17 protein-coding genes, 2 tRNA genes and 2 pseudogenes are annotated in these 19,499 nt (G+C 68.3%); 12 read left to right on the top strand and 9 right to left on the bottom strand.

Features of this window, described 5'->3' with window-relative positions:
• The first annotated feature begins 111 nt into the window (after positions 1–111).
• The 9 genes from P0D62_RS09435 (at position 112) to P0D62_RS09395 (ending at position 10,809) form a co-directional block, all read left to right on the top strand.
• On the top strand, positions 112–1,299 hold the full coding sequence (locus P0D62_RS09435) for a glycosyltransferase family protein (protein WP_275702382.1): 1,188 nt from the start codon (positions 112–114) through the stop codon (positions 1,297–1,299).
• Entirely contained in the window at positions 1,289–2,542 is a 1,254-nt protein-coding gene (locus P0D62_RS09430; RefSeq protein WP_275702381.1) for a glycosyltransferase, read from the top strand. The genes P0D62_RS09435 and P0D62_RS09430 overlap by 11 nt, the downstream gene beginning before the upstream one ends.
• Complete coding sequence (locus tag P0D62_RS09425; protein WP_275702380.1) at positions 2,539–3,675, top strand: glycosyltransferase family 4 protein; 1,137 nt, start codon at positions 2,539–2,541, stop codon at positions 3,673–3,675. The genes P0D62_RS09430 and P0D62_RS09425 overlap by 4 nt, the downstream gene beginning before the upstream one ends.
• Positions 3,672–5,507, top strand: a complete 1,836-nt coding sequence (locus P0D62_RS09420) for an ABC transporter ATP-binding protein (protein ID WP_275702379.1) — start codon at positions 3,672–3,674, stop codon at positions 5,505–5,507. Before P0D62_RS09425 ends, P0D62_RS09420 begins: the two co-directional genes overlap by 4 nt.
• Before the next feature lie 82 nt (positions 5,508–5,589).
• Positions 5,590–6,999 (top strand): protein kinase family protein, encoded by a 1,410-nt coding sequence (locus P0D62_RS09415; protein ID WP_275702378.1) that lies wholly within the window; start codon positions 5,590–5,592, stop codon positions 6,997–6,999.
• 167 nt (positions 7,000–7,166) lie between these two features.
• Positions 7,167–8,171: a phosphotransferase gene (locus tag P0D62_RS09410; protein ID WP_275702377.1), complete on the top strand. Its 1,005-nt coding sequence runs from the start codon at positions 7,167–7,169 to the stop codon at positions 8,169–8,171.
• A gap of 72 nt (positions 8,172–8,243) precedes the next feature.
• Positions 8,244–9,131, top strand: coding sequence for a shikimate dehydrogenase (locus P0D62_RS09405; protein ID WP_275702376.1), 888 nt, complete (start codon positions 8,244–8,246; stop codon positions 9,129–9,131).
• Positions 9,132–9,154: 23 nt separating this feature from the next.
• Positions 9,155–10,459: an MFS transporter gene (locus tag P0D62_RS09400; protein WP_275702375.1), complete on the top strand. Its 1,305-nt coding sequence runs from the start codon at positions 9,155–9,157 to the stop codon at positions 10,457–10,459.
• A 277-nt stretch (positions 10,460–10,736) separates the two neighbouring features.
• Positions 10,737–10,809, top strand: a tRNA-Lys gene (locus tag P0D62_RS09395).
• Positions 10,810–10,967: 158 nt separating this feature from the next.
• Here P0D62_RS09395 and P0D62_RS09390 read toward each other — a convergent pair.
• The 3 genes from P0D62_RS09390 to P0D62_RS09380 all read right to left on the bottom strand — a co-directional run bounded on the left by P0D62_RS09390 (position 10,968) and on the right by P0D62_RS09380 (position 12,478).
• Positions 10,968–11,522, bottom strand: coding sequence for a Uma2 family endonuclease (locus tag P0D62_RS09390; protein WP_275702374.1), 555 nt, complete (start codon positions 11,520–11,522; stop codon positions 10,968–10,970).
• A 300-nt stretch (positions 11,523–11,822) separates the two neighbouring features.
• Positions 11,823–12,119 (bottom strand): GroES family chaperonin, encoded by a 297-nt coding sequence (locus P0D62_RS09385; RefSeq protein WP_275702512.1) that lies wholly within the window; start codon positions 12,117–12,119, stop codon positions 11,823–11,825.
• 23 nt (positions 12,120–12,142) lie between these two features.
• Positions 12,143–12,478 carry a DUF3618 domain-containing protein gene (locus P0D62_RS09380; RefSeq protein ID WP_275702373.1) on the bottom strand — a complete coding sequence of 112 codons (336 nt, stop codon included), beginning with the start codon at positions 12,476–12,478 and terminating at the stop codon, positions 12,143–12,145.
• A gap of 53 nt (positions 12,479–12,531) precedes the next feature.
• Here P0D62_RS09380 and bcp point away from each other — a divergent pair, with 53 nt between their 5' ends.
• Positions 12,532–13,011, top strand: a complete 480-nt coding sequence (gene bcp, locus P0D62_RS09375; RefSeq protein ID WP_275702372.1) for a thioredoxin-dependent thiol peroxidase — start codon at positions 12,532–12,534, stop codon at positions 13,009–13,011.
• A 47-nt stretch (positions 13,012–13,058) separates the two neighbouring features.
• Positions 13,059–13,661, top strand: a complete 603-nt coding sequence (locus tag P0D62_RS09370; RefSeq protein WP_275702371.1) for an IMPACT family protein — start codon at positions 13,059–13,061, stop codon at positions 13,659–13,661.
• 10 nt (positions 13,662–13,671) lie between these two features.
• On the opposite strand, the gene P0D62_RS09365 is transcribed toward P0D62_RS09370, so the two are convergent.
• From P0D62_RS09365 to P0D62_RS09345, 5 genes are all read right to left on the bottom strand, one after another.
• A tRNA-Leu gene (locus tag P0D62_RS09365) sits at positions 13,672–13,756 on the bottom strand.
• 25 nt (positions 13,757–13,781) lie between these two features.
• Positions 13,782–14,336 (bottom strand): RNA 2',3'-cyclic phosphodiesterase, encoded by a 555-nt coding sequence (thpR, locus tag P0D62_RS09360; protein WP_275702511.1) that lies wholly within the window; start codon positions 14,334–14,336, stop codon positions 13,782–13,784.
• Positions 14,337–14,352: 16 nt separating this feature from the next.
• Complete coding sequence (locus P0D62_RS09355; protein WP_275702370.1) at positions 14,353–15,234, bottom strand: PfkB family carbohydrate kinase; 882 nt, start codon at positions 15,232–15,234, stop codon at positions 14,353–14,355.
• Positions 15,235–15,403: 169 nt separating this feature from the next.
• On the bottom strand, positions 15,404–16,735 hold the full coding sequence (locus tag P0D62_RS09350) for a DNA polymerase IV (protein ID WP_275702369.1): 1,332 nt from the start codon (positions 16,733–16,735) through the stop codon (positions 15,404–15,406).
• Positions 16,736–16,957: 222 nt separating this feature from the next.
• Complete coding sequence (locus tag P0D62_RS09345) at positions 16,958–17,605, bottom strand: transposase (RefSeq protein ID WP_275702510.1); 648 nt, start codon at positions 17,603–17,605, stop codon at positions 16,958–16,960.
• Positions 17,606–17,815: 210 nt separating this feature from the next.
• On the opposite strand from P0D62_RS09345, the pseudogene P0D62_RS09340 reads away from it, so the two are divergent.
• Positions 17,816–19,103 (top strand): annotated as a pseudogene (locus tag P0D62_RS09340) (IS3 family transposase).
• 28 nt (positions 19,104–19,131) lie between these two features.
• On the opposite strand, the pseudogene P0D62_RS09335 reads toward P0D62_RS09340, so the two are convergent.
• Positions 19,132–19,499 (bottom strand): annotated as a pseudogene (locus tag P0D62_RS09335) (IS110 family transposase); the annotation flags it as partial.

The raw sequence follows: 19,499 nt of genomic DNA, 5'->3' as shown, positions 1-19,499 counted from the left end.
CCCGGACGGCGCCCCTGCGTCGTTTTGAGGAGAACACTCTCATTCCTCTCTCACCTGCCTCTCATCACCACCCGACAAGGTGTGATGCATCGGGAAGAAGAGGTAAGAGCCATGACAACCGTAGTGATGTATTCCCACGACTCCGTGGGGCTGGGCCATGTGAGGCGCAACAGGGCCCTCGCGTTCGCCCTGTCGGAGTACCTCCCCCAGCTCACCGGCGAGCCGGTCACCGGGCTCCTCATCGCGGGCAACTCGTGGGCGGCCCGCGACACGCTGCCGCCGGGGTGGGACTGGTTCATCCTTCCCGGAATGACCCATGGCGACGGTGGATACATCCCACGTCGCCTCGGCAGTCCGACCGAGTCCGTGTGGGCGCTGCGTTCGTCGACGATCCGGGCCGCTGTGGAAGCGCTCGCGCCCGACCTCTTCATCGTCGACCGTCACCCCTTCGGCATCGACTACGAGCTGGCGAGCGTCCTGCTCGACGCGAGGGCGCGGGGCTGCGCCACCGTGCTGGGCCTGCGCGAGGTGATCGACGACCCCGTCAGCGCGGCGGCGGAATGGCGGCGATTGGACGGCTCCTGGCGTCTCATGGAGGCCTTCGACGAGGTGTGGCTCTACGGCGATCCCGACGTGCACGACGCCCGGCGCACCGGGGAGCTGCCCCCCGCGTTGTCGCGCCTCGCCCGCCCCACGGGCTACCTCGCCGACGGGCGCCCCCAGGACGACGGCGACGCGCCCACCGAGCGTCCGTTCGTGCTCACTCTGGTGGGCGGCGGATCCGACGGCTTCCCGCTCTCCCGGATCGCCGCCGGCGCGACGGTCCCCGCGGGGCATGACCACCTGCTCGTCGCGGGGCCGCAGATGCCCGGCGATCAGGTGACCCAGCTGGAGAGCATCGCCGCCCGCTCGGAGAACAGGACTCGGGTGCTGCGCAGCGTCCCCAACGTTCCCGAGTTGATCTCCCGCGCCGCGGCCGTGGTCTCCATGGGCGGCTACAACACCGCCACCGAGCTGATGGCCACCTCTACTCCGGCCCTGATGGTGCCGCGGACGCACCGTCGCACCGAGCAGCTGATCCGCACCACGGCCCTCGCCGAGGCGGGCGCCGTGGAGTGGGCCCGTCTGGAGCAGCTCACCACCGGTTCCCTCGAGGAGTGGCTGGCCGGGGCGGTGACACGTCGCATCGATCGCGATCATCTGCGACGCGACGGCCTGGCCGAAGTGCCTCGGCTCGCCGCCAGACTGTTGGCCCGGCGTCGCGACGAGGCGGGACGGGAGCTGGCCCATGTCTGCTGACCTCGCGCTGTCGGCCGCCCGCACGGTGGGCGACGGCCCCATCGGCTATGTGCTCAAGATGTATCCCCGCTTCTCCGAGACCTTCATCGTCTCCGAGATCCTGGCCAGGGAGGCCGCTGGCGAGGAGATCGTCGTCTACTCGTTGCGCCCGCCGGCGGACGGCCGCTTCCACGCGGAGCTCGCGCTGGTGAAGGCGCCGGTGCACTATCTGCCCCGGTCGTCGAGCGCCCGCGCTTCGTGGCGCACCTGGTCGGCGGCGCCCGCGGAGCTCCGACCCGGGCTCGCCGCCGTGCTCCCCCTGTTGCTCGATACCTCCGCCGACGAGGCCGAGCAGGCCGTCGCGCTGGCCACGCTCGCCACCCAGCACGGGGTGCGGCACCTGCACGCGCACTTCGCATCCGTCGCCACCACGGTGGCGCGGCTGGCCGGAGCCATCACGGGGCTGCCGTACTCGTTCACCGCCCACGCGAAGGACATTTTCCATGAAGACGTCGATCCGCAGGATCTGGCGATCAAGCTCCGCGAGGCGCATCATGCGATCACGATCAGCGACTACAACGACTCGCATCTGAGGCGACGGTTCGGCGAGGAGGCCTGCCATGGCCTCCGCCTGGTGCGAAACGGCCTGAACCTTGATCGTTTCCCGCTGCGCCGGCCTCCCCAGCGGGATGCCGTGGCGCGTCTGCTGGGCGTGGGACGGCTCGTCGAGAAGAAGGGATTCGACCTGCTGATCCAAGCCGCCGGGGCACTCACCGAACGCGGCGTCCCCTGCCAGGTGGACATCGTCGGCGACGGGCCCCTGCGGGGTGCACTTGAAGCCGCGATCCGAGAGCGCGGGCTGGAGGATGTGGTCACCCTCCTCGGCCCGCGCACGCAGTCGGAAGTGCGCCGGCTGTTCCAGGAGGTGGACCTGTTCGTCGCTCCGTTCGTGGTGGGATCCGACGGCAACGCCGACGGGCTGCCCACCGTGCTGCTCGAGGCGATGGCCTCGGGCGTGCCCTGCGTCGCCGCCGACGTGACCGCCGTCGGCGAAGTGGTGCGGGACCGCGAGACCGGATGGCTGGTGCCGTCCGGCGATCTCCCCGCGCTCGTCGACGCCATCGCCGACGCGCTGCATCCCGAGACCGACATCGCGAGCGTCGTGTCCTCAGCCCGCGCGCTGGTGGTGCGCGAGTACGACTCCGTCAGGCAGGCGGCGCGGCTGTGCGCGCTCGCGGCAGCTCCGAAGGAGGCCCAGCGATGAGGATCGCCTATCTGCTCGCCGATCCGGGCATCGGGGTCTTCGGCACCAAGGGCGCCAGCGTGCACGTGCAGGAGATGGTTCGCGCCATGCGCGCCGAGGGCCACCAGGTCACCGTCTTCTGCACCCGGCTCGACGACGAGGTGCCCGCCGATCTCCTCGACCTCGACGTCCGCCACCTCCCGCTCCGCAAGACGACCTCGCTGGCCGAGCGCGAGATCGCGATCGGCGAGGCCGCCACGCGCCTCGCCAAGGCCGCCGAGGCCGAGGGCTTCGACGCGGTCTACGAGCGTTACTCGCTCTTCAGCGACGCGGGCGCCCGGCTGGCGACGCAGGCACCGCTGATCCTGGAGGTGAACGCGCCGCTGCTCGTCGAACAGCGACGTCATCGGGGCCTGCACGACGCAGCGGCCGCCGAGTCGGCGACCGCGCGCCAGTTCGCGGCGGCATCTGTGATCTCCTGCGTCAGCGACCCCGTCGCCGAATGGGCACTCACGCAGGGCGCCCCGCGCTCGCGCGTCGCGGTGATCCCCAACGGCGTGAACACCGCCCGCATCACCCCGCGCAAGGACGCCGAGGTTCCCCGCCCGGACGGTCGCCTGACGGTGGGCTTCGTCGGCACCCTGAAGCCCTGGCACGGCACCGAGCTGCTCCTTGAAGCGATCGCGCTCAGCTCCGAGCAGCTCGACCTGCTGGTGTGCGGCACCGGCCCCGAGGAACCCAAGCTCGAGGAACTGGCGACGTGCCTCGGGATCCGGGATCGGGTGTGGTTCCTCGGCGCGGTTCCCCCGGCGGAGGTGCCGTCGATCCTGCACCGGCTGGACATCGCCGTCGCCCCCTACCCGCAGGGCGACCACTACTTCTCGCCACTCAAGATCTACGAGTACATGGCCGCCGGCCTGCCGATCGTCGCCTCGGCGATCGGCGAGATCCCGCGCCAGCTCGCCGAGGGACGCCACGGGGCGCTCGTCCCGCCGGGCAACGTGTCCGAACTCGCGGCAGCCCTGGACTCGCTGGCGCGCAACCCGGAGCGTCGCCGGAGGCTGGGCCGCGCCGCGCGGGCGGCGGCGGTGGCCGAGCACGATTGGCGGTCCAGGGCACGCGGCCTCTTCGACCTGCTGGAGGGGGCGTCGTGACGGCATCCGAGGCTCCTCGCCCTCGCGTGCGCTCCGCCGACCGCGACCGGCTTCGCCCCTCGGCGCTCAAGCGCACGCTCGGCGTCCTGCGCCCGCATCTCCGGCAGCACGCGGGCTTGTCCGTGCTGGGCATCGCGGCCATGTTCGTCGACGTGATCCTGCGGATCCTCGAGCCGTGGCCGCTGAAGATCGCGGTGGACGCGGTCTCGACGGCGCTCGGTGCGGACCTGGGCACCGGCCAGAGCGCCGACATCGGCACCGTGATCCCGCTGGCCGCGGTGGCGCTGGCCGCGATCGTCGCCGGACGCGCGATCGCCAACTACGTCTCCACCATCGCGCTGGCCAAGGTGGGGGCGCGCATCGCCACCGAACTGCGCGCCCGCGTGTTCCATCACGTGCAGGCGCTGTCGATGCGGTATCACTCCAAGGCCTCCATCGGCGACACCTCGCAGCGTCTCGTCGGCGACGTCGGCCGCTTGCAGGAGGCTGCCGTCACCGCGGGCCTTCCGCTGGTGGGCAACCTGGCGACGGTGATCATCCTGATGGGCGTCATGGTGTGGATGAACCCGGTGCTGAGCCTGATCATCTTCGTCGCGGCGGTGGCCTACGGCCTGCTGTCGACGGTGGCCTCGCCGCGGATCACCAAGGCCTCGCGCCAGACCCGCAAGGGCGAGGGTGCGCTGGTCAGCTCCGCCGCGGAGGCGCTGGCGGCGATCCGGGTGGTGCAGTCCTACGGGCTGGAGAACACCGTCGCCAAGGGCTTCGCGCAGGGCAACGCGCGGGCGATGAAGGCGGGCGTGAAGGCCCGCCGGCTCGCCGCCGGGCTGGAGCGATCGACCGACGTGCTGGTCGGGATCGCGCAGGCCGTGGTTCTGGTCTTCGGCAGCTGGCAGGTGCTGCGGGGCGCGATGACGCCCGGCGACCTGGTGCTGTTCCTGATGTACCTCAAGATCGCCACCCGCCCACTGCGCGACCTGGCCAAATACACCGGCCGGATCGCCCGCGCGAGCGCGTCGGGCGAGCGGATCGCCGACCTGCTCGACGAGCAGATCGAGATCGCCGACCGCCCCGGTGCCAGCGCGCTCGAGTCGGTGCGGGGCACCGTCGCGTTCGAGGGCCTGACCAGCACCGACGGTCACGGCCGCCCGCTGTTCCGCAATCTCTCGCTCACCATTCCCGCGGGCGAGCACGTCGGCATCCTCGGCGCGTCCGGCGCGGGCAAGTCCACCCTGATGTCGTACCTGCTGCGGCTGGCCGAGCCGGACCAGGGTCGGATCGTCATCGACGGGCAGTCGATCGCCGACGCCACCCTCGCCAGCCTGCGTTCCCAGGTCAGCGTGCTGCTGCAGGAGTCCGTGCTGTTCTCCGTCTCCATCCGCGAGAACATCCGCTTCGGCAGGCTGGACGCCACCGACGAAGAGGTCGAGGACGCGGCCCGGCGCGCGGATGCCCACGACTTCATCGAGGGCCTTCCCGACGGCTACGACACCGTGCTGGGCCAGCGCGGCGACACCCTCTCCGGTGGCCAGCGCCAGCGCCTCGCCATCGCGCGGGCATTGATCCGGCAGTCCCCCATCGTCGTGCTCGACGAGGCCACCACCGGCCTCGACCCGGCCACGAAGGCTCAGGTGGCCGCGTCGCTGGAGGAGCTCACGCGCGGCCGCACCACGCTGTCGGTGACCCACGATCCGGCGATGATCGCCGGCCTGGACCGGGTGGTGTGGCTGGAGAACGGTCGCATCGTCGAGGACGGGGCACCGCAGGATCTGCTGCGGCTGCCCGGCACCCGGTTCGCCCGCTGGATGTCGAGCCACAGTGAGGAGGCCGCGTGATGCTCACCGACATCCAGGCCTGCCGCGCCGCGCCAACACCGGCCCGCGCTCGCGCCACAACTCGCCTTGCGGGGAGGATCCGATGATCACCGACGCGGTGTTCGATCACATCGCCCTGGGCGGCGCCGAGGATCTGCTGGACGCCGAACGTCTCGCCGAGCTGGTCGGCCGTCCGGCGGCGATCACGTCGCTGCGGGTCAAGCCGGGCGAGAGCCTGCTGGTGGCGTGGAGCCAGGGCCCGCTGCTCGAGGAGCACGGCTGGGCGATGCTGACCGCCGGCACCGACAAGAGGGATGGCATCCTGCGCCGCGCGGCCAAGGTGGGAGCAGCTGTCTCCACCGCATCCCGCCGCGGAATCCATCTGCTCACCGGTGGGGTGGAGTCCGATCCACAGCTGGCCGGCCCCCTCGCCAGCGCCCGGCGACGGCTCAAGGGCTCGCCACAGCTCGAGGTGCTGCGCTACAACCCCGGCCGACGGATCGTGCTCCGCACCGCGGACACCTCCCCCAACTCGGACCCACACGCCCCCGACTCAGATCCCCTATCCCCCGACTCAGATCCCCTATCCCCCGACTCAGATCCCCTATCCCCCGACTCAGATCCCCTGTCCCCCGACACGCAGCCCGACCACCGACCACGCCCCGACACGCAGCCCAACCACAGATCCCTGTACTTCGAGACGGGCGCGGGCGCCCTCCTCAGCACCCGGGATGCCCGCCCTGCATGGGATCGCGAGCCGAGCAGCAAAGCAGCGGGCATCGTCTCGAAGGGCTCTCGCGCCCAAGTGCTTCGCGTGGCAGCGAAGAGCCTCCTGCCGCTCCTAGCGGTAGAGGGAGAGTGGGAACGACTGGGCGCTCCGGTCATCCGGCACACCATCCAGCGGCGACGCGACACGGCGGCCGTGACGCCCTTCTGGGGACTCGGCGACCTGTCATCCGTCCGCGATCCGCGCGCGGCAGAGCAGGCCGGGCGAGCGATCGCCGGCGTGCACGAAGGCTCCGCTGGGCCAACCGTGGTGCACGCCCCGGGACGAGGCCTCGTCGGAATGGTCGAGACGCTGTCCGCGCTGCTGCCGCACCGCGACGAACTGCTCGCCGAGATCGCGTGGCGACTGGGTCCGTCGGAGGACCATTCGGCGACCGTCAGCCTGCACGGCGACCTGACCCCCGATCAGATCCTGACCGACGGCAGCACCATCCGCATCGCGGATCTCGACCGCAGCCACCGAGGATCGGCGGGCACGGACCTGGGCTGGTGGAGCGCGGGCTGCATGCTGCTCGGCGCCCCGAAGCTGGAGACCGCCTTCCTCGACGGCTACACCTCCGTGCGCCCGGCCCCCGATCTGGATCTCTGGCGCGCCCGCGCCCTACTGACCTTCGCCCTGATCCCCTTCCGGCGCTGGCAACCTGACTGGCAAGCCGAAACCGAACGCCGCATCGACCTGGCCGCCCACACCCTGGGCATCACCCCCTCGCTGGAGACCCTCCCATGACCGCTCAGCCGAACCACGAGCCCCACCCAACCACGACAGCATCACTCGACCACGAGCCCCACCCAACCACGACAGCATCACCCGACCACGGGTCCCTGAGGGGTGCCCGCCCTGTGCAGGGTCACGAGACGAGTGACAAAGCTGCGGGCATCGTCTCGAAGGGCGCTGTGGCACCGACCCAGCTCCCCGAATGGGTGGTCTTGGGAGATGAGGCTTGGCGCGTCGCCCGCGCCTGGCCCGACAGGGGCCCGCGCCTCAGCGTCGAGCTCCGCCTCCACGGGCGCATCCGGGGCGGCTCCTGGGACGCCGGGCGACTCACCGCCCTGGTACCCGGCACCGACCCAGCCCTGCCCGCCCTGGCCGAGGCGCTCACCCGAACCGCCGGCACCGTCGTCTCGCATCGACCCGGCAAGCGAGCGGTGGTCCGAGGGGCCGACGGCGCCTTCACCAAGGTGGTCCGCCGGAAGCGCGCGGCCAAGATCCTGCAGGGCATGGACCATGCGACGACCTTCGCCTCCGCCTTCCGCACCCCCGAGGTGCTGGCCCACGGCTCCTCCACCGTCACCTTCTCCGCCGTCGCCGGGGCGAGCCTGCACGATGCCACCTCCTGGTCGGACGAGCTGTGGCACCGGGCCTGGGACGAGACCCTGACCGCCTGGATGGCCGCCGTCTCCCGGACCGCTCCACCCGCGCCTGTCCACGATGTCGCGGCCGAGGTAAGGGTGCTGGACGACTGGACGTCGAAGGCCGTCTTCCCGGAGGGCGACGCCCAACTCCGGCTCGCCGATGCGCGCGACGGCGCCGTCGCCGCTCTCTCCTCCCTCCCCGACACCGAGTCGTGGCGCCCGATCCACCGCGATCTGCACGACAAGCAGCTCCTGTGGCATCCCAATCTGGGACCAGGGATCATCGACCTCGACACCGCCTGCCTGGGCGACCCTGCCCTCGACCTCGGCAACCTCCGCGCTCACGCCAGGCTCCGTCGTCTGCAACGACTCTGGACCGATGCGCAGTCCACCACCGTCCGCGACGCCGTCGATCGAGCCGCCTCACAACTCGGCTGCCCCACCGCGAGCATCGACGCCTACGAGCAGAGCGCGCTGGTGCGGCTGGCCTGCGTCTACTCCTTCCGGCCACGGTGGCGGCGGCTCGCACCGGCTCTCCTCGGCTGACGTCCCGCTGCCGTCGTCCCGCCCAGTGAGCGCGGCGACACAGGTTATGTCATAGCAATTACGCTGTCCCCCGTGACGTCCCCCACTGCCGCACCGAGGCGGCCTTACCTGGTCGGGTTGATCGGTTCCGGCGTACTGCCGTCGTTCACCCCTCCCATGCACATGGCCGAGGCCGCGGCGCTCGGGGTCAGCTACGTCTACCGCCCGATCGATCTCGATGCCCTCGGCCTGACGGCCGACCAGCTGCCCGAGATCCTCAGCTGGGCGCGCGCACTCGGCTACGACGCCCTGAACATCACGTTCCCGTGCAAGCGGCAGGTGGTGGACCTGCTGGACCACGTCGATCCGACCGCGCTGCGGCTGGGATCCGTCAACACCGTCATCTTCACCGAGGCCGGCATGGTCGGCTACAACACCGATACCAGCGGATACGAGCGCGCCTTCCGCGCCGGCATGCCCGGGGCCGACCTGAGCGACATCGTCCTGTTGGGCGCGGGTGGCGGCGGCAGCGGCGTGGCTGACGCGCTGCTGCGACTGGGCGCAGAACGGCTCACCATCGTCGACGTCGACGCCGACCGCGCCGCCGAGCTGGCATCCTCGCTGGGGCATCGACGTGCGGCGACCGTGGACTCCGGCTCGCCGTCGGACCTCCCCGACATCCTCCGCGACGCCACCGGCCTGGTGAACTGCACCCCCATCGGAATGCACCATCACCCGGGCATGCCGCTCGACGAGGATCTGCTGCGTCCCGAGCTGTGGGTGTCCGACATCGTTTACCGCCCGCTCCAGACCCGCTTGCTCACGGTCGCGCGAGGCTGGGGCTGCGCCACTCTCGACGGCGGGCGAATGGCCGTCTTCCAGGCCGTCGAGGCGATGGAGCTGATCACCGGGCTGCAGCCCGACCCCGAACGCATGCGACAGCACTTCCTGCACCTGCTGGCCGCGGAACAACGCAACTGACAAAAAGAAAATAAGGAGCCTCGATGTCGACGACGACACCTAGCCCACGCCGCACGCCGGTGCGCGCCGCCGTGGCGAGTTTCATGGGCAGCGCCGTGGAGTACTACGACTTCTTCATCTTCGGCTCCGCCTCGGCGCTGATCTTCCCGGTGATCTTCTTCGGCAGCAACGACCAGGCGTCGCTGGTGATGTCGTTCGCCACGTTCGGCTTCGCCTACATCGCCCGACCGCTGGGCGCCGTCGTGCTGGGTCACTTCGGCGACCGGATCGGACGCCAGAAGGTGCTGATGTTCACGCTGATCCTGATGGGCGGGTCCACCTTCATCATCGGCTGCCTGCCCACTTTCAGCCAGATCGGGTGGTGGGCGCCGGCGCTGCTGGTGCTCTGTCGCCTGATGCAGGGCCTGTCCGCGGCCGGCGAGCAGGCGGGGGCGTCGTCGTTGACTCTGGAACATGCGCCCGACGACCGTCGTTCCTTCTTCACCTCCTGGACGCTGACCGGCACGCAGGGCGGCCAGATCCTCGCCGCGCTGATCTTCATCCCGGTTGTCGCCCTGCCTGACGAGATCAAGTACAGCTGGGGCTGGCGCGTCCCGTTCTGGCTGAGCGCCCTGGTGGTGCTCGTCGCGTTCTTCATCCGCCGCAGCCTGCACGAGACCCCGGTCTTCGAGGACGCCAAGAAGGGCGGCGAGATCGCCAAGGTGCCGCTCATCCCGCTGATGCGCGACCACTGGCGCGACGTGATCCGCGTCGTCCTCTGCGCCTTCATCGCCGCCGTCTCGACGGTGTTCGGCAACCTCGCCCTGGCCTACGGCAAGGAGGTGGGCCTGCAGGAGTCGCTCACGCTGTGGCTGGTGGTGGCGGCCAACATCGTCGCGCTCGGCACCCAGCCGCTGTTCGGGATACTGGCCGACCGTATCGGCCGCAAGCCGGTGTTCATCTACGGCGCCGTCTCCTCCGCGGTGTTCATGCCGTTCTACATGCTGTCGATGGGCTCAGGGAACACCGTGCTGACGTTCCTGTTGGCGATCGTCACCTTCTCCTTCGGCTACGCCGCCGCCAACGCCGTGTGGCCGTCGTTCTACGGCGAGATGTTCAGCGCCCGGGTGCGTTTCTCCGGCATGGCGATCGGCACTCAGCTGGGCTTCCTGATGGCCGGCTTCGCCCCGTCGATCGTCGCCGGCCTTGGCGGCGTCCGCGAGGGAGGGTGGGTTGTCATCTCGGCTTTCACCGCCGTGATCTGCGTGATCGCTGCAGCCAGCGCCCTGACGGCCCGCGAAACCAAGGACGTCCCCACCGACCAACTCGGCCTCACCCCCGCCGCCTGACCTAGGGCCTGTTGGCGCGTTGCCGAAATATCTTGCCAACTCCAACGCCATCTACGGCACCTGGCTTCGTTGGTAAAACGCCCTGATAGGACACCGCAGGCAATCGCTGTGGCCGTCGCCCATACAACCCTGCAGCGCCCCCGCCCCAGGTCCCTGAGGGATGCCCGCCCCGAACGCAGTCGCGAGATGCGTGACAAAGTAGCGGGCATCGTCTCGAAGGGCCTCGTGCCGCCGATTTGTCGAACCGCCGCCCTCGCGGTAATGTTCTTCCTCGCGAGCACCTCTAGCTCAACTGGCAGAGCAGCTGACTCTTAATCAGCGGGTTCAGGGTTCGAGTCCCTGGAGGTGTACGAAAAGGCGAGAGGCCCGGTCCGAATGGACCGGGCCTCTTCGCGTTGGTCCGCAGTCCTTAACCGCTTGCTAACCCACCGACTTCGGTGGGTTAGCAAGCGGTTAAGGACGCATTGAGCAGCACGGCAACCCTAAGGACAACCTGGATGCCGCTCGCTCAGTGGGTAAGCGACTCCGGCGAGAAACGCACTGCGAAGGGCTGGGTGATGTCGAATAGTTCGGCACCGGAAGCACGGGCGACCTCCTGATACGTCCCATCCGAGAGAGCCCAGGCCACGATCGAGGGCTCGTCGGGATCGACGACCCAGTAGTTCGGACACCCAGCCCTCTGGAGGCGGTCCTTCTTCAAGAGCAGATCGATGCCACGCGTGGACGGCGACAACACCTCCACGGCCAGCAACGGGGCCGTCGGCAGATCGGCCTCGGTGAACGCATCACGCGGCGCGACGAGCAGGTCAGGCTGAATCACTGTGTCGTCGGCGAGCACGACATCGAAGGGCGCAAAAAGAACAACCAGGCCATCGGGCAGGGCTTCGTGGAGAACGATATGGAGAAGACTCACTGTGCTTTGATGACGGAACCTAGGCGCGGGAGTCACGACGAGCACCCCGTCAATGAGCTCGTATCGGTGCCCGTCATCGGGCAGCGCTTCCAGATCGGCACGCGTCAACTCCCGCCCGTGGGGCAGGAAGCTCGGCGCCTCGGTGGTCATGGCACTCATCGTAACTCCCCCTCTCCGTCATGCCTCCCGATCCAACTACCTCCGCACCATCCCTCGGTAGCCCCAGTCCAGATCTGTGGATAACTGGTCTCTTGGGCGCGCTCCGTCCTCACACCCGATCGCGGCGCAGACCGATGAAAAGCGCACACTCGACGCCCCTACGGCCCTTTCTTTGAGCCTCAGAGGGGTCGAGTGTGCGCTTTTCATCAGACTCACGCCGGCAACCCTTTCCGGTGTCGCGGCGGCATTCGCTCCAGGAGTCACGACGACGCCCGACACGGCCATCCCGCCCTAGAGATAGAGCCCTGTGCCGGCGTCGGGTATGCGTTCGGCGGCCACCGCGTGCAGGTCGCGCTCGCGGGTCAGGATGCAGGTCTTGCCACCGATCTCTACCTCGGAACGGTCTTCCGGGTCGAACAGCACCCGGTCCCCCACCTCGACGGCGCGCACGTTGGGGCCGATCGCCACCACCTTCGCCCAGTTCAGCCGTTTGCCCATCTGGACGGTGGCAGGGATCAGGATGCCGGCGCCGCTTCGTCGCTCTTTGGCCGACTCCTCGGAGTCGATCAGCACGCGATCGTGCAGCATCCGGATAGGAAGGTTCTCCTCGCTCACTGAGCGGCCTCGATGGCCAGCTTCTTGAACTTGGCGAGCTGTCGACGATGCCCGATCGAGTTGAGCGTCGCGAAGAACACCACCGCACCGAGGACGGCGCCGCCGATGATCAGGACGCGCTGCAGGTTGACGCTGCCATCGGTGTCGACGAACTGCGCCTTGGCGGCGTCGTACTCGCCTTTGATGAACTGCTTGGTCTCCTCGATGCCGCTCTTGGCGATGTTCTTCGGGTTTATCGACTCGCGCAGTTGGGACGCCGAGACACCGACGTTGACGCGGTTGGCGGCCATCTCGGCACGGATCTCATCGATCGTGCGCTGTTTGTCGGGCATCCTCACTCCTCATCGTCGCGGCATCGCTACAGCGATCCTAGTAGCATGTCGGCGTGACCGCTCGATTGACCCAAGGTGCCACTGCCCCCGAATTCACGTTGCCCGACCAGAACGGCAACCCCGTATCGCTCAGCGACTTCAAAGGTCAGCGCATCGTGCTGTACTTCTACCCCGCCGCCATGACCCCCGGCTGCACCACCCAGGCGACCGATTTCTCCGGCGCCATCGACGCCTTCGCCGAGCAGGGCTACACCGTCATCGGGTGCTCCCCTGACACCGTCGAGCGACTCACCAAGTTCCACGCGACGGCCAACCTCGCCTTCACACTGCTCGCCGATCCCGAGAAGAACGTGCTCAAGGAGTACGGCGCCTATGGCATCAAGAAGCTGTACGGCAAGGAGATCGAGGGCGTGCTGCGCTCCACCTTCGTGATCGATGTCGACGACCAGGGCGTCGGCATCGTCAAGGTGGCCCAGTACAACGTCAAGGCCACCGGCCACGTCGCCAAGCTCCGTCGCGAGCTGGGCATCTGACCAGCCGGTTCCTCACGATCGACGCCCCCGAAGGCGGGGGCGTCGATGTGGAGCTGGAGATCAGACGCTCCCGCTTCCTGACCCGCATCCGTCGCGTCACCACGGAGGCCGACGCGCGGGCGGTGATCGAGGAGCGCCGCTCGCACTATTTCGACGCCCGGCATCACTGCTCGGCATTCATCCTCGGCCCCGATGGCCGAACCGCCCGCAGTTCCGACGACGGTGAACCCGCCGGCACCGCGGGCATCCCCATGCTGACCGTGCTGCAGCGCAACGAACTCACCGACGTGGTGGCCGTCGTCACTCGGTACTTCGGCGGCATCAAGTTAGGCGCAGGCGGGCTGGTGCGCGCCTACTCGGACGCGGTCGCCGAGGCCGTTGCAGCCGCCGGCGTGCGACGCGTCTCGCTGTGCCAGGTGTTCAGCGTGCGGGTCGGCTTCGCGGAGGTGGGCGTCGTCGAGGATCAGTTGCGCGGGCTGGTGCTGCCATCGGGCGCTCCGGTTGTAGTGGATGGCGTGGATTGGTCGGACGCGGCCTACATCCGGCTGGCGGTGCCCGAACCCGACGTCGGCGATCTGCACACCGCCCTGGCCACCCTCTCCGCCGGAGCGTTGACGGCCGACCCCGTCGGTAACCGATGGGTGGGTTGACAAGGGGTTTTGGTACCGCCGAAGGGACTTGAACCCTCACGCCCGAAGGCACAGGAACCTAAATCCTGCGTGTCTACCAATTTCACCACAGCGGCCCGCCAAGCTCGCGACTCGGCCCGCCTAGCTTAGGGCATCCGCGCCCTTGAGCGGGAAGCGGGCGACCACGTCGTAGCGTTTCGTCGAGAGGTGCGATTCCATCAGGGCGAACTCGTCGACGCGCCACGCCCACTCGCCCAGGGAGTCGAGGACGGCGAGCAGCTTGGTCGACGGGAAGCCGCGGCCGTGCCGGGCCAGCGTGAGATGTCCGAGGAAGCGGCGACCGTCGGGTTTGGCGCCCACCCGGTTGGCGGCTCCGCGGCAGGCGACGGAGAGCCGTTCCAGTTCGTCGGATCCGCGCGAGACCCCTAGCACGATGATCTTGGCCGTGTCGGGGTGCGGCAGCGCGTATCCGCCCCCGACGCTGAGGTCGAAGGGCGCGTGGTGATCGGCCACCTCCCCCAACGCGTCGAGCAACGGCTCGACGCGATACTCGTCGACATCCTCCATGAATGCCGTGGTCAGGTGCCAGCCTTCCGGCCGAGTCCAACGCAGCATCGGAAGCGCCTCCCTGCGAGGCGCAAGCAAACGGTTGATTTCCTCCACGATCTCTTGTGGCGGCAGCACTGCCGCGAACATACGATGTCCCATCTGACTAGGGTACTCGTCGCCACCGTTTCAGATCGTCGCGCCAGGAAAACGGTCCGAGACAGGCCACTCGACGCGACGCCGCCGCCACGCCGAACGCGAGGGCATCCGCACGAGGCGATCCCACAGCGAGCGCGTAGGCGTAGGCGCCATGCAGCACGTCGCCGGCACCCAGGGTGTCCGCCACGGCGACGCGAGGGACCGGCACCTCACCCGACTCGTCCGAGCTCCACCACTGCAACGGATCGCTGCCGTGGCTGACCGCCACCAGCGACGGTCCGTGCTCGAGCAGGGTCTCGTGCGATCGGCCAGAGGGGTGGCTGTAGTCGGCCGAGCAGATCACGTCGCTGGTGTGGCCCCACAACTCATCGAACACGGGCTTGTGCGAGCCGGCGTCCACAACGACGGGTACGGCCCTGTCGGCCGCAGCGGGCACGACCGCCCGCGCCAGCGCCGGGTGATGGCCATCGACCAGGACGACGTCGCATCCGTCGAGGACCGACTCCTCGACGGGCAGCGTCTGGGGTGGATGCACCGGGCCGCCCACGACGGTGCGCTCGCCCGTGGCGGCGTCGACGATCACCACGGCCGGCGCCAGCCCGAACCCGTCCGGAGCACGGTCTATCACCGTCACGCCGGCCGCCACCAGATCGGCGCGGACCAACGCGGCCGCTGAGTTGGTGCCGAGCGCCGTGACCAACGTGGCCGATCCACCCAAGGCCGAGAACGCGATGGCGGCCGCGGCCGCCGGACCGCCCGCGGCAAGCCAGGACTCGGCGGCGGTGACCTTCTGGTTGGGGCCAGGCATGCCGTCGACCAACTGGACCACATCCAGCGTGGCCAGCCCCACGAACAGGCCCGACGGCGCTCCTCGAACTCCCGTGTTCATTCGTCTAGTGTCCTGCGTCGGAAGTTCGTTGCAAAGTAGGCGGCGTCAGATGAGGTGCATCGCAAGGCGGCAGAACGCCTTGATAGCGGTACCTATCAAGGCGTTCTGCCAACGAAGCGAGGTGCCTTATATGGCGTCGGATACTTCAACGAACTTTCGGCGCAGGGCACTAGTCTTCCGCATCCTCGGCCAGGGCGAGGGGCAACGGATCGATGGGCACCGTGGCGAGGGCCTCGTCGTCGATGGCGAAGGTGCGCACCGGCCCGGGACCGGTATCGCGGTGCTCGAAGCGGACGGTCACCCGGCCCTTTCCGGATCCCCACACCCACCCGCGTCCGTGCTCGGCGTGCACGACATCGGCACCGGGATAGTAGCCGCCTCGCCCCCGGACGGCCGAGGTGTCGATCTCCACGTCCTCGAGTCGATCGGAGCTCGCATCGTCGGTGTCGTCGAACAGCACCTCCTGGCCGGCGCTGGCGAAGTTGCTGACGCCGATGCCGAGCAGCCTGACGCCCGGGCGCACGTCGACCTCCGCGAGCAGCTCCAGGCCGGCCCGGGTGATGGTGTCCGGGGAGTCGGTGGCACCGCCCAGCGAGTAGGCCTTGGTGATGGTGGTGAAGTCGCCCATCCGCACCTTGATGTGCACGGTGCGGGCGAAGAGACCTGTCTTGGACAGCCGTGCGGCCACTTGCGCGGCGTCGCGTCGCAGGATCGCGGCGAGTTGGGCAGGATCCTTCAGGTCGGTCTGGAAGGTGTCCTCGGTGGAGATCGACTTGGCCTCGCGGCTCGCCTGAACCCGACGCGGATCCCGGGCCCAGGCCAGCTCCGCCAGCCCCTCCCCCGACGATTGCCCCAGTTGGCGGATCAGTTCGGAGCGGCTGGCCTCGCGCAGATCCTGCACCGTATAGACGCCGATGGCCATCAGCCGCTGCTCCGTCGCGGGGCCGACGCCGGGCACCGCGCGCACGGGCATGGGGGCGATGAAGTCGAGTTCCTCGTGCGGGCGAAGGATGCGCGCGCCGTTGGGCTTGGCGGCCTCAGAGGCCATCTTGGCCAGGAACTTGCTGCTGGCCACACCGACGGAGGCGGTCAGACCCTCGGTACGACGGGTGAGTTCCGCACGCAGCGCCGCGACGCGATCCTCCAGTTCCTCGTCCTGCCAACCGGCCGGGCCGAGATCGACGTAGGCCTCGTCGAAGCTGAGCGGCTCCACCAGCGGCGAGACCTCCCGCAGCAGCCCCATCACGATCCGGGACGACTCGCGGTAGGCCTGGAACCGTCCGCCAAGAAAGGCAGCATTCGGAGCACGTCGCTTGGCCTCCGCCCCGGACATCGCAGAGCGGACGCCGAAGGGTCGGGCCTCGTACGACGCCGTGGCCACCACACCCCTGGGCCCGGCCCCACCGACGACCACCGGTTTCCCGCGAAGGCTCGGCTTGTCACGCTGCTCGACGGCAGCGAAGAACGCATCCAGATCCAGATGGAGGATGCGTCGGGCCATGGATCAGATATTAGTGCAGTTGTACGACAGCCACGCTCTTTGAGGTGCGGAGCGCAGCGGAGCCTCGACAATCAAGACCAGCGCGAAGCACCACTCACGCTCTTTGAGGTGCGGAGCGCAGCGGAGCCTCGACAATCAAGACCAGCGCGAAGCACCCTCCACGCTCTTTGAGGTGCGGAGCGCAGCGGAGCCTGTTACGAAGATGGTCTGTTGGTGTGGGGGTTAGGCGGCTTCTTTGAGGGTGAGGGTGACGTCGTAGCCGAGGGTGTTGAGGGCTTTGATCAGTCGTTGGCGTGTGCGGTTGGGGTTTTGCCGGTCGTGGTAGTCGGTGCCGGGGTCTTGGTAGTAGGTGCCGTTGGTGGCCATGTGCCAGATCGTGGTGATCATGGTGTGTTGGAGCGCGACGAGAGCGCGTTTGCCTCCTCGTCGTGCTTTCACGCGTTGGAACCTGGCGGCGAGGTAGGTGTTCTTGGTGCGGGTCACGGACAGGGCCGCGATACCGAGGGCTGCTTTGAGGTGTTTGTTGCCGTGGCGCACGGACGCGGTTTTGTGTTTCCCGGCGGACTCGTTGCTGCCGGGGGCGACTCCTGCCCAGGAGGCCAGGTGAGCGGCGGTGGGGAACCGGGTCATGTCTGCCCCGGTTTCCGCGATCACGATGTCAGCGACGGTGGTGCTGATCCCGGGGATGGAGGTGAGTAGTTCCCGGAAGACACGAAAGGGCTCGATCACCACCTCGATGTGTTGGGTGATCTCGCTGATGGCTTGGTCGTAGGAATCGATCAGCGTGTAGTGGGTTTTGACCAGGAGTCCGTGGTGGGGTTTGAATGCTCCGGTCAGAGCGGCGATGAGTTGGGCTTGTTTACCGCGCATGCTGTAGTGCGCCAAACCGGCGAGGGTTTCGGGGTCGCGTTCACCATCGGCGAGAGCGGTGAGCATGGCGCGGGCGGAGACCCCGGTGAGGTTGGTGACGACGCTGGAGAGTTTGATACCTGCGCCTTCGAGGAGTTTCTCCAGCCGGTTGATCTCGTTGAACCGGCCCGGGTTTGATGCCGCTTCCTTTCGAGTTGAAAGGATGGCGTTATGCCAAGGAAGATTGATCCCCAGGTACGTGAGCGGGCTGTGAGGCTCGTGCTTGAGCACCGTGCCGAGTACCCCTCGAACCAGCAGGCCGTCGCGGCCGTCGCTCGCCAGGAAGGTGTCGGTGTTGAGTCCCTGCGCCGGTGGGTGGTCCAGGCCGAGATCGACGCCGGTGACCGTGATGGTCAGACCAGCGAAGAACACGCCGAGATCAAACGGTTGAAGGCTGAGAACCGCAGGTTGCGTGAGGACAACGAGATCCTCAGGAAGGCCTCGATTTTCTTCGCGGGGGAACTCGACCCCCGCAACCGCTGATCATGGGCTTCATCGATCAGATGCGGGCCGAGGGTCACGCAGTCGAGTCGATCGTCCGTGTCCTGCGAGAGCAGGGCGTGAAGATCGCTGCAAGAACCTACCGGGCCTGGACAAAGCCCCGCATCGCGGCCCGCACCATTACCGACGCCCTGGTCGTCGACGCCGTCCGTGACGCGGCTTGGACAACAGTGGTCGACGCTGCTGGGGTCGCGCGGCGGAAGATGACCCCGGAAGGCTTGTACGGGCGGAAGAAGATGACCGCGCTGATCCGCCGCACCGTGACCCCCGACGCCTCGTGGGGCGCGGTAGACCGCGCGATGCGGCTGCTCGGCCTATCTGGTGTGACGCGAGCGAAAGCGATCCGCACCACGATCCCGTCGAAGAACGGGAACCGGGCTGGGGACTTGCTGAACCGGGACTTCACCGCGCCCCGGCCGGATCACACCTGGGTGATGGACTTCACCTACGTACGCAGCTGGACCGGTTGGGTCTATGTCGCGTTCATCCTCGACGTCTACTCGCAACGCATCGTGGCCTGGCATGCGCAAACCAGCAAGCATGTCGATCTCGTGATGATCCCGCTACGGATCGCTTTGTGGGAACGCGGCCGGCAGGGCCGGCCCATCCAGCCCGAGCAACTCCGAGCCCATAGCGATGCCGGGTCCAGTACACGTCCGTGGCGTGGACGGAGAAACTCGCTCTCGACGGTATCGCGCCGTCGATCGGCACGGTCGGTGACGCCTACGATAACGCCCTGATGGAAACCATCAACGGGCTCTACAAGACCGAGTGCATCCGCACCACGATCTTCCACGATGGCCCCTACCGCACGATCGCTGACATCGAACACGCGACCGCCGCATGGGTCGACTGGTACAACAACCGCAGGCTCCACGGTAGCCTCGGAATGAGCAGCCCCGTCGAATACGAGGCCGCCTACTACGCGACTCTCACCCGAGAGCCGATCCCCGCATAGAAGCGGCACAGAACCTGGGACGGTTCACGCGGGCCCGGTCACGGGTGATGGTGGCCCTGGTACGGGTCAGGTCACGCAGTTCACGGATCTCAGGTGGTGGCACGAAGGACGCACGAACCAGTCCGTGGGCTCCGATCTGAGCGAGCCAGGTAGCGTCGTTAACATCGGTTTTACGGCCGGGAACGGTTTTCACGTGGCGGGCGTTGACCAGCATCACCTCACAGTTCGGGAGGTCTTCCAGCAGGTAGTAGTAGGGCCGCCAGTAGTCACTGGTGGCTTCCATCACGACGCAGGTGACCTGTTGCGCGGCGAGATGATCGCGTAGTTGGAGGATTTCCTGGGTCATCGATCCCCAGGTCGTGACGGTCTCGCTGATCCGCTCGCTTTTGCGACGCG

Origin of the sequence: Tessaracoccus caeni (genome assembly GCF_029211185.1) — a bacterium.
Lineage (GTDB): Bacteria > Actinomycetota > Actinomycetes > Propionibacteriales > Propionibacteriaceae > Arachnia > Arachnia caeni.
Note: the sequence above shows the minus strand (reverse complement) of the source record. Positions and strands in the feature narration are given on the sequence as shown.

What these genes read in the sequence shown, in the direction of transcription:
- P0D62_RS09345 (WP_275702510.1), bottom strand. Translation starts at nt 17,605, where the DNA reads ATGCGCGGTAAACAAGCCCAACTCATCGCCGCTCTGACCGGAGCATTC.
- P0D62_RS09415 (WP_275702378.1), top strand. Translation starts at nt 5,590, where the DNA reads ATGATCACCGACGCGGTGTTCGATCACATCGCCCTGGGCGGCGCCGAG.
- P0D62_RS09390 (WP_275702374.1), bottom strand. Translation starts at nt 11,522, where the DNA reads ATGACCACCGAGGCGCCGAGCTTCCTGCCCCACGGGCGGGAGTTGACG.
- thpR (WP_275702511.1), bottom strand. Translation starts at nt 14,336, where the DNA reads ATGTTCGCGGCAGTGCTGCCGCCACAAGAGATCGTGGAGGAAATCAAC.
- P0D62_RS09435 (WP_275702382.1), top strand. Translation starts at nt 112, where the DNA reads ATGACAACCGTAGTGATGTATTCCCACGACTCCGTGGGGCTGGGCCAT.
- P0D62_RS09350 (WP_275702369.1), bottom strand. Translation starts at nt 16,735, where the DNA reads ATGGCCCGACGCATCCTCCATCTGGATCTGGATGCGTTCTTCGCTGCC.
- P0D62_RS09380 (WP_275702373.1), bottom strand. Translation starts at nt 12,478, where the DNA reads ATGCCCGACAAACAGCGCACGATCGATGAGATCCGTGCCGAGATGGCC.
- P0D62_RS09430 (WP_275702381.1), top strand. Translation starts at nt 1,289, where the DNA reads ATGTCTGCTGACCTCGCGCTGTCGGCCGCCCGCACGGTGGGCGACGGC.
- P0D62_RS09355 (WP_275702370.1), bottom strand. Translation starts at nt 15,234, where the DNA reads ATGAACACGGGAGTTCGAGGAGCGCCGTCGGGCCTGTTCGTGGGGCTG.
- P0D62_RS09400 (WP_275702375.1), top strand. Translation starts at nt 9,155, where the DNA reads ATGTCGACGACGACACCTAGCCCACGCCGCACGCCGGTGCGCGCCGCC.
- P0D62_RS09385 (WP_275702512.1), bottom strand. Translation starts at nt 12,119, where the DNA reads ATGCTGCACGATCGCGTGCTGATCGACTCCGAGGAGTCGGCCAAAGAG.
- P0D62_RS09425 (WP_275702380.1), top strand. Translation starts at nt 2,539, where the DNA reads ATGAGGATCGCCTATCTGCTCGCCGATCCGGGCATCGGGGTCTTCGGC.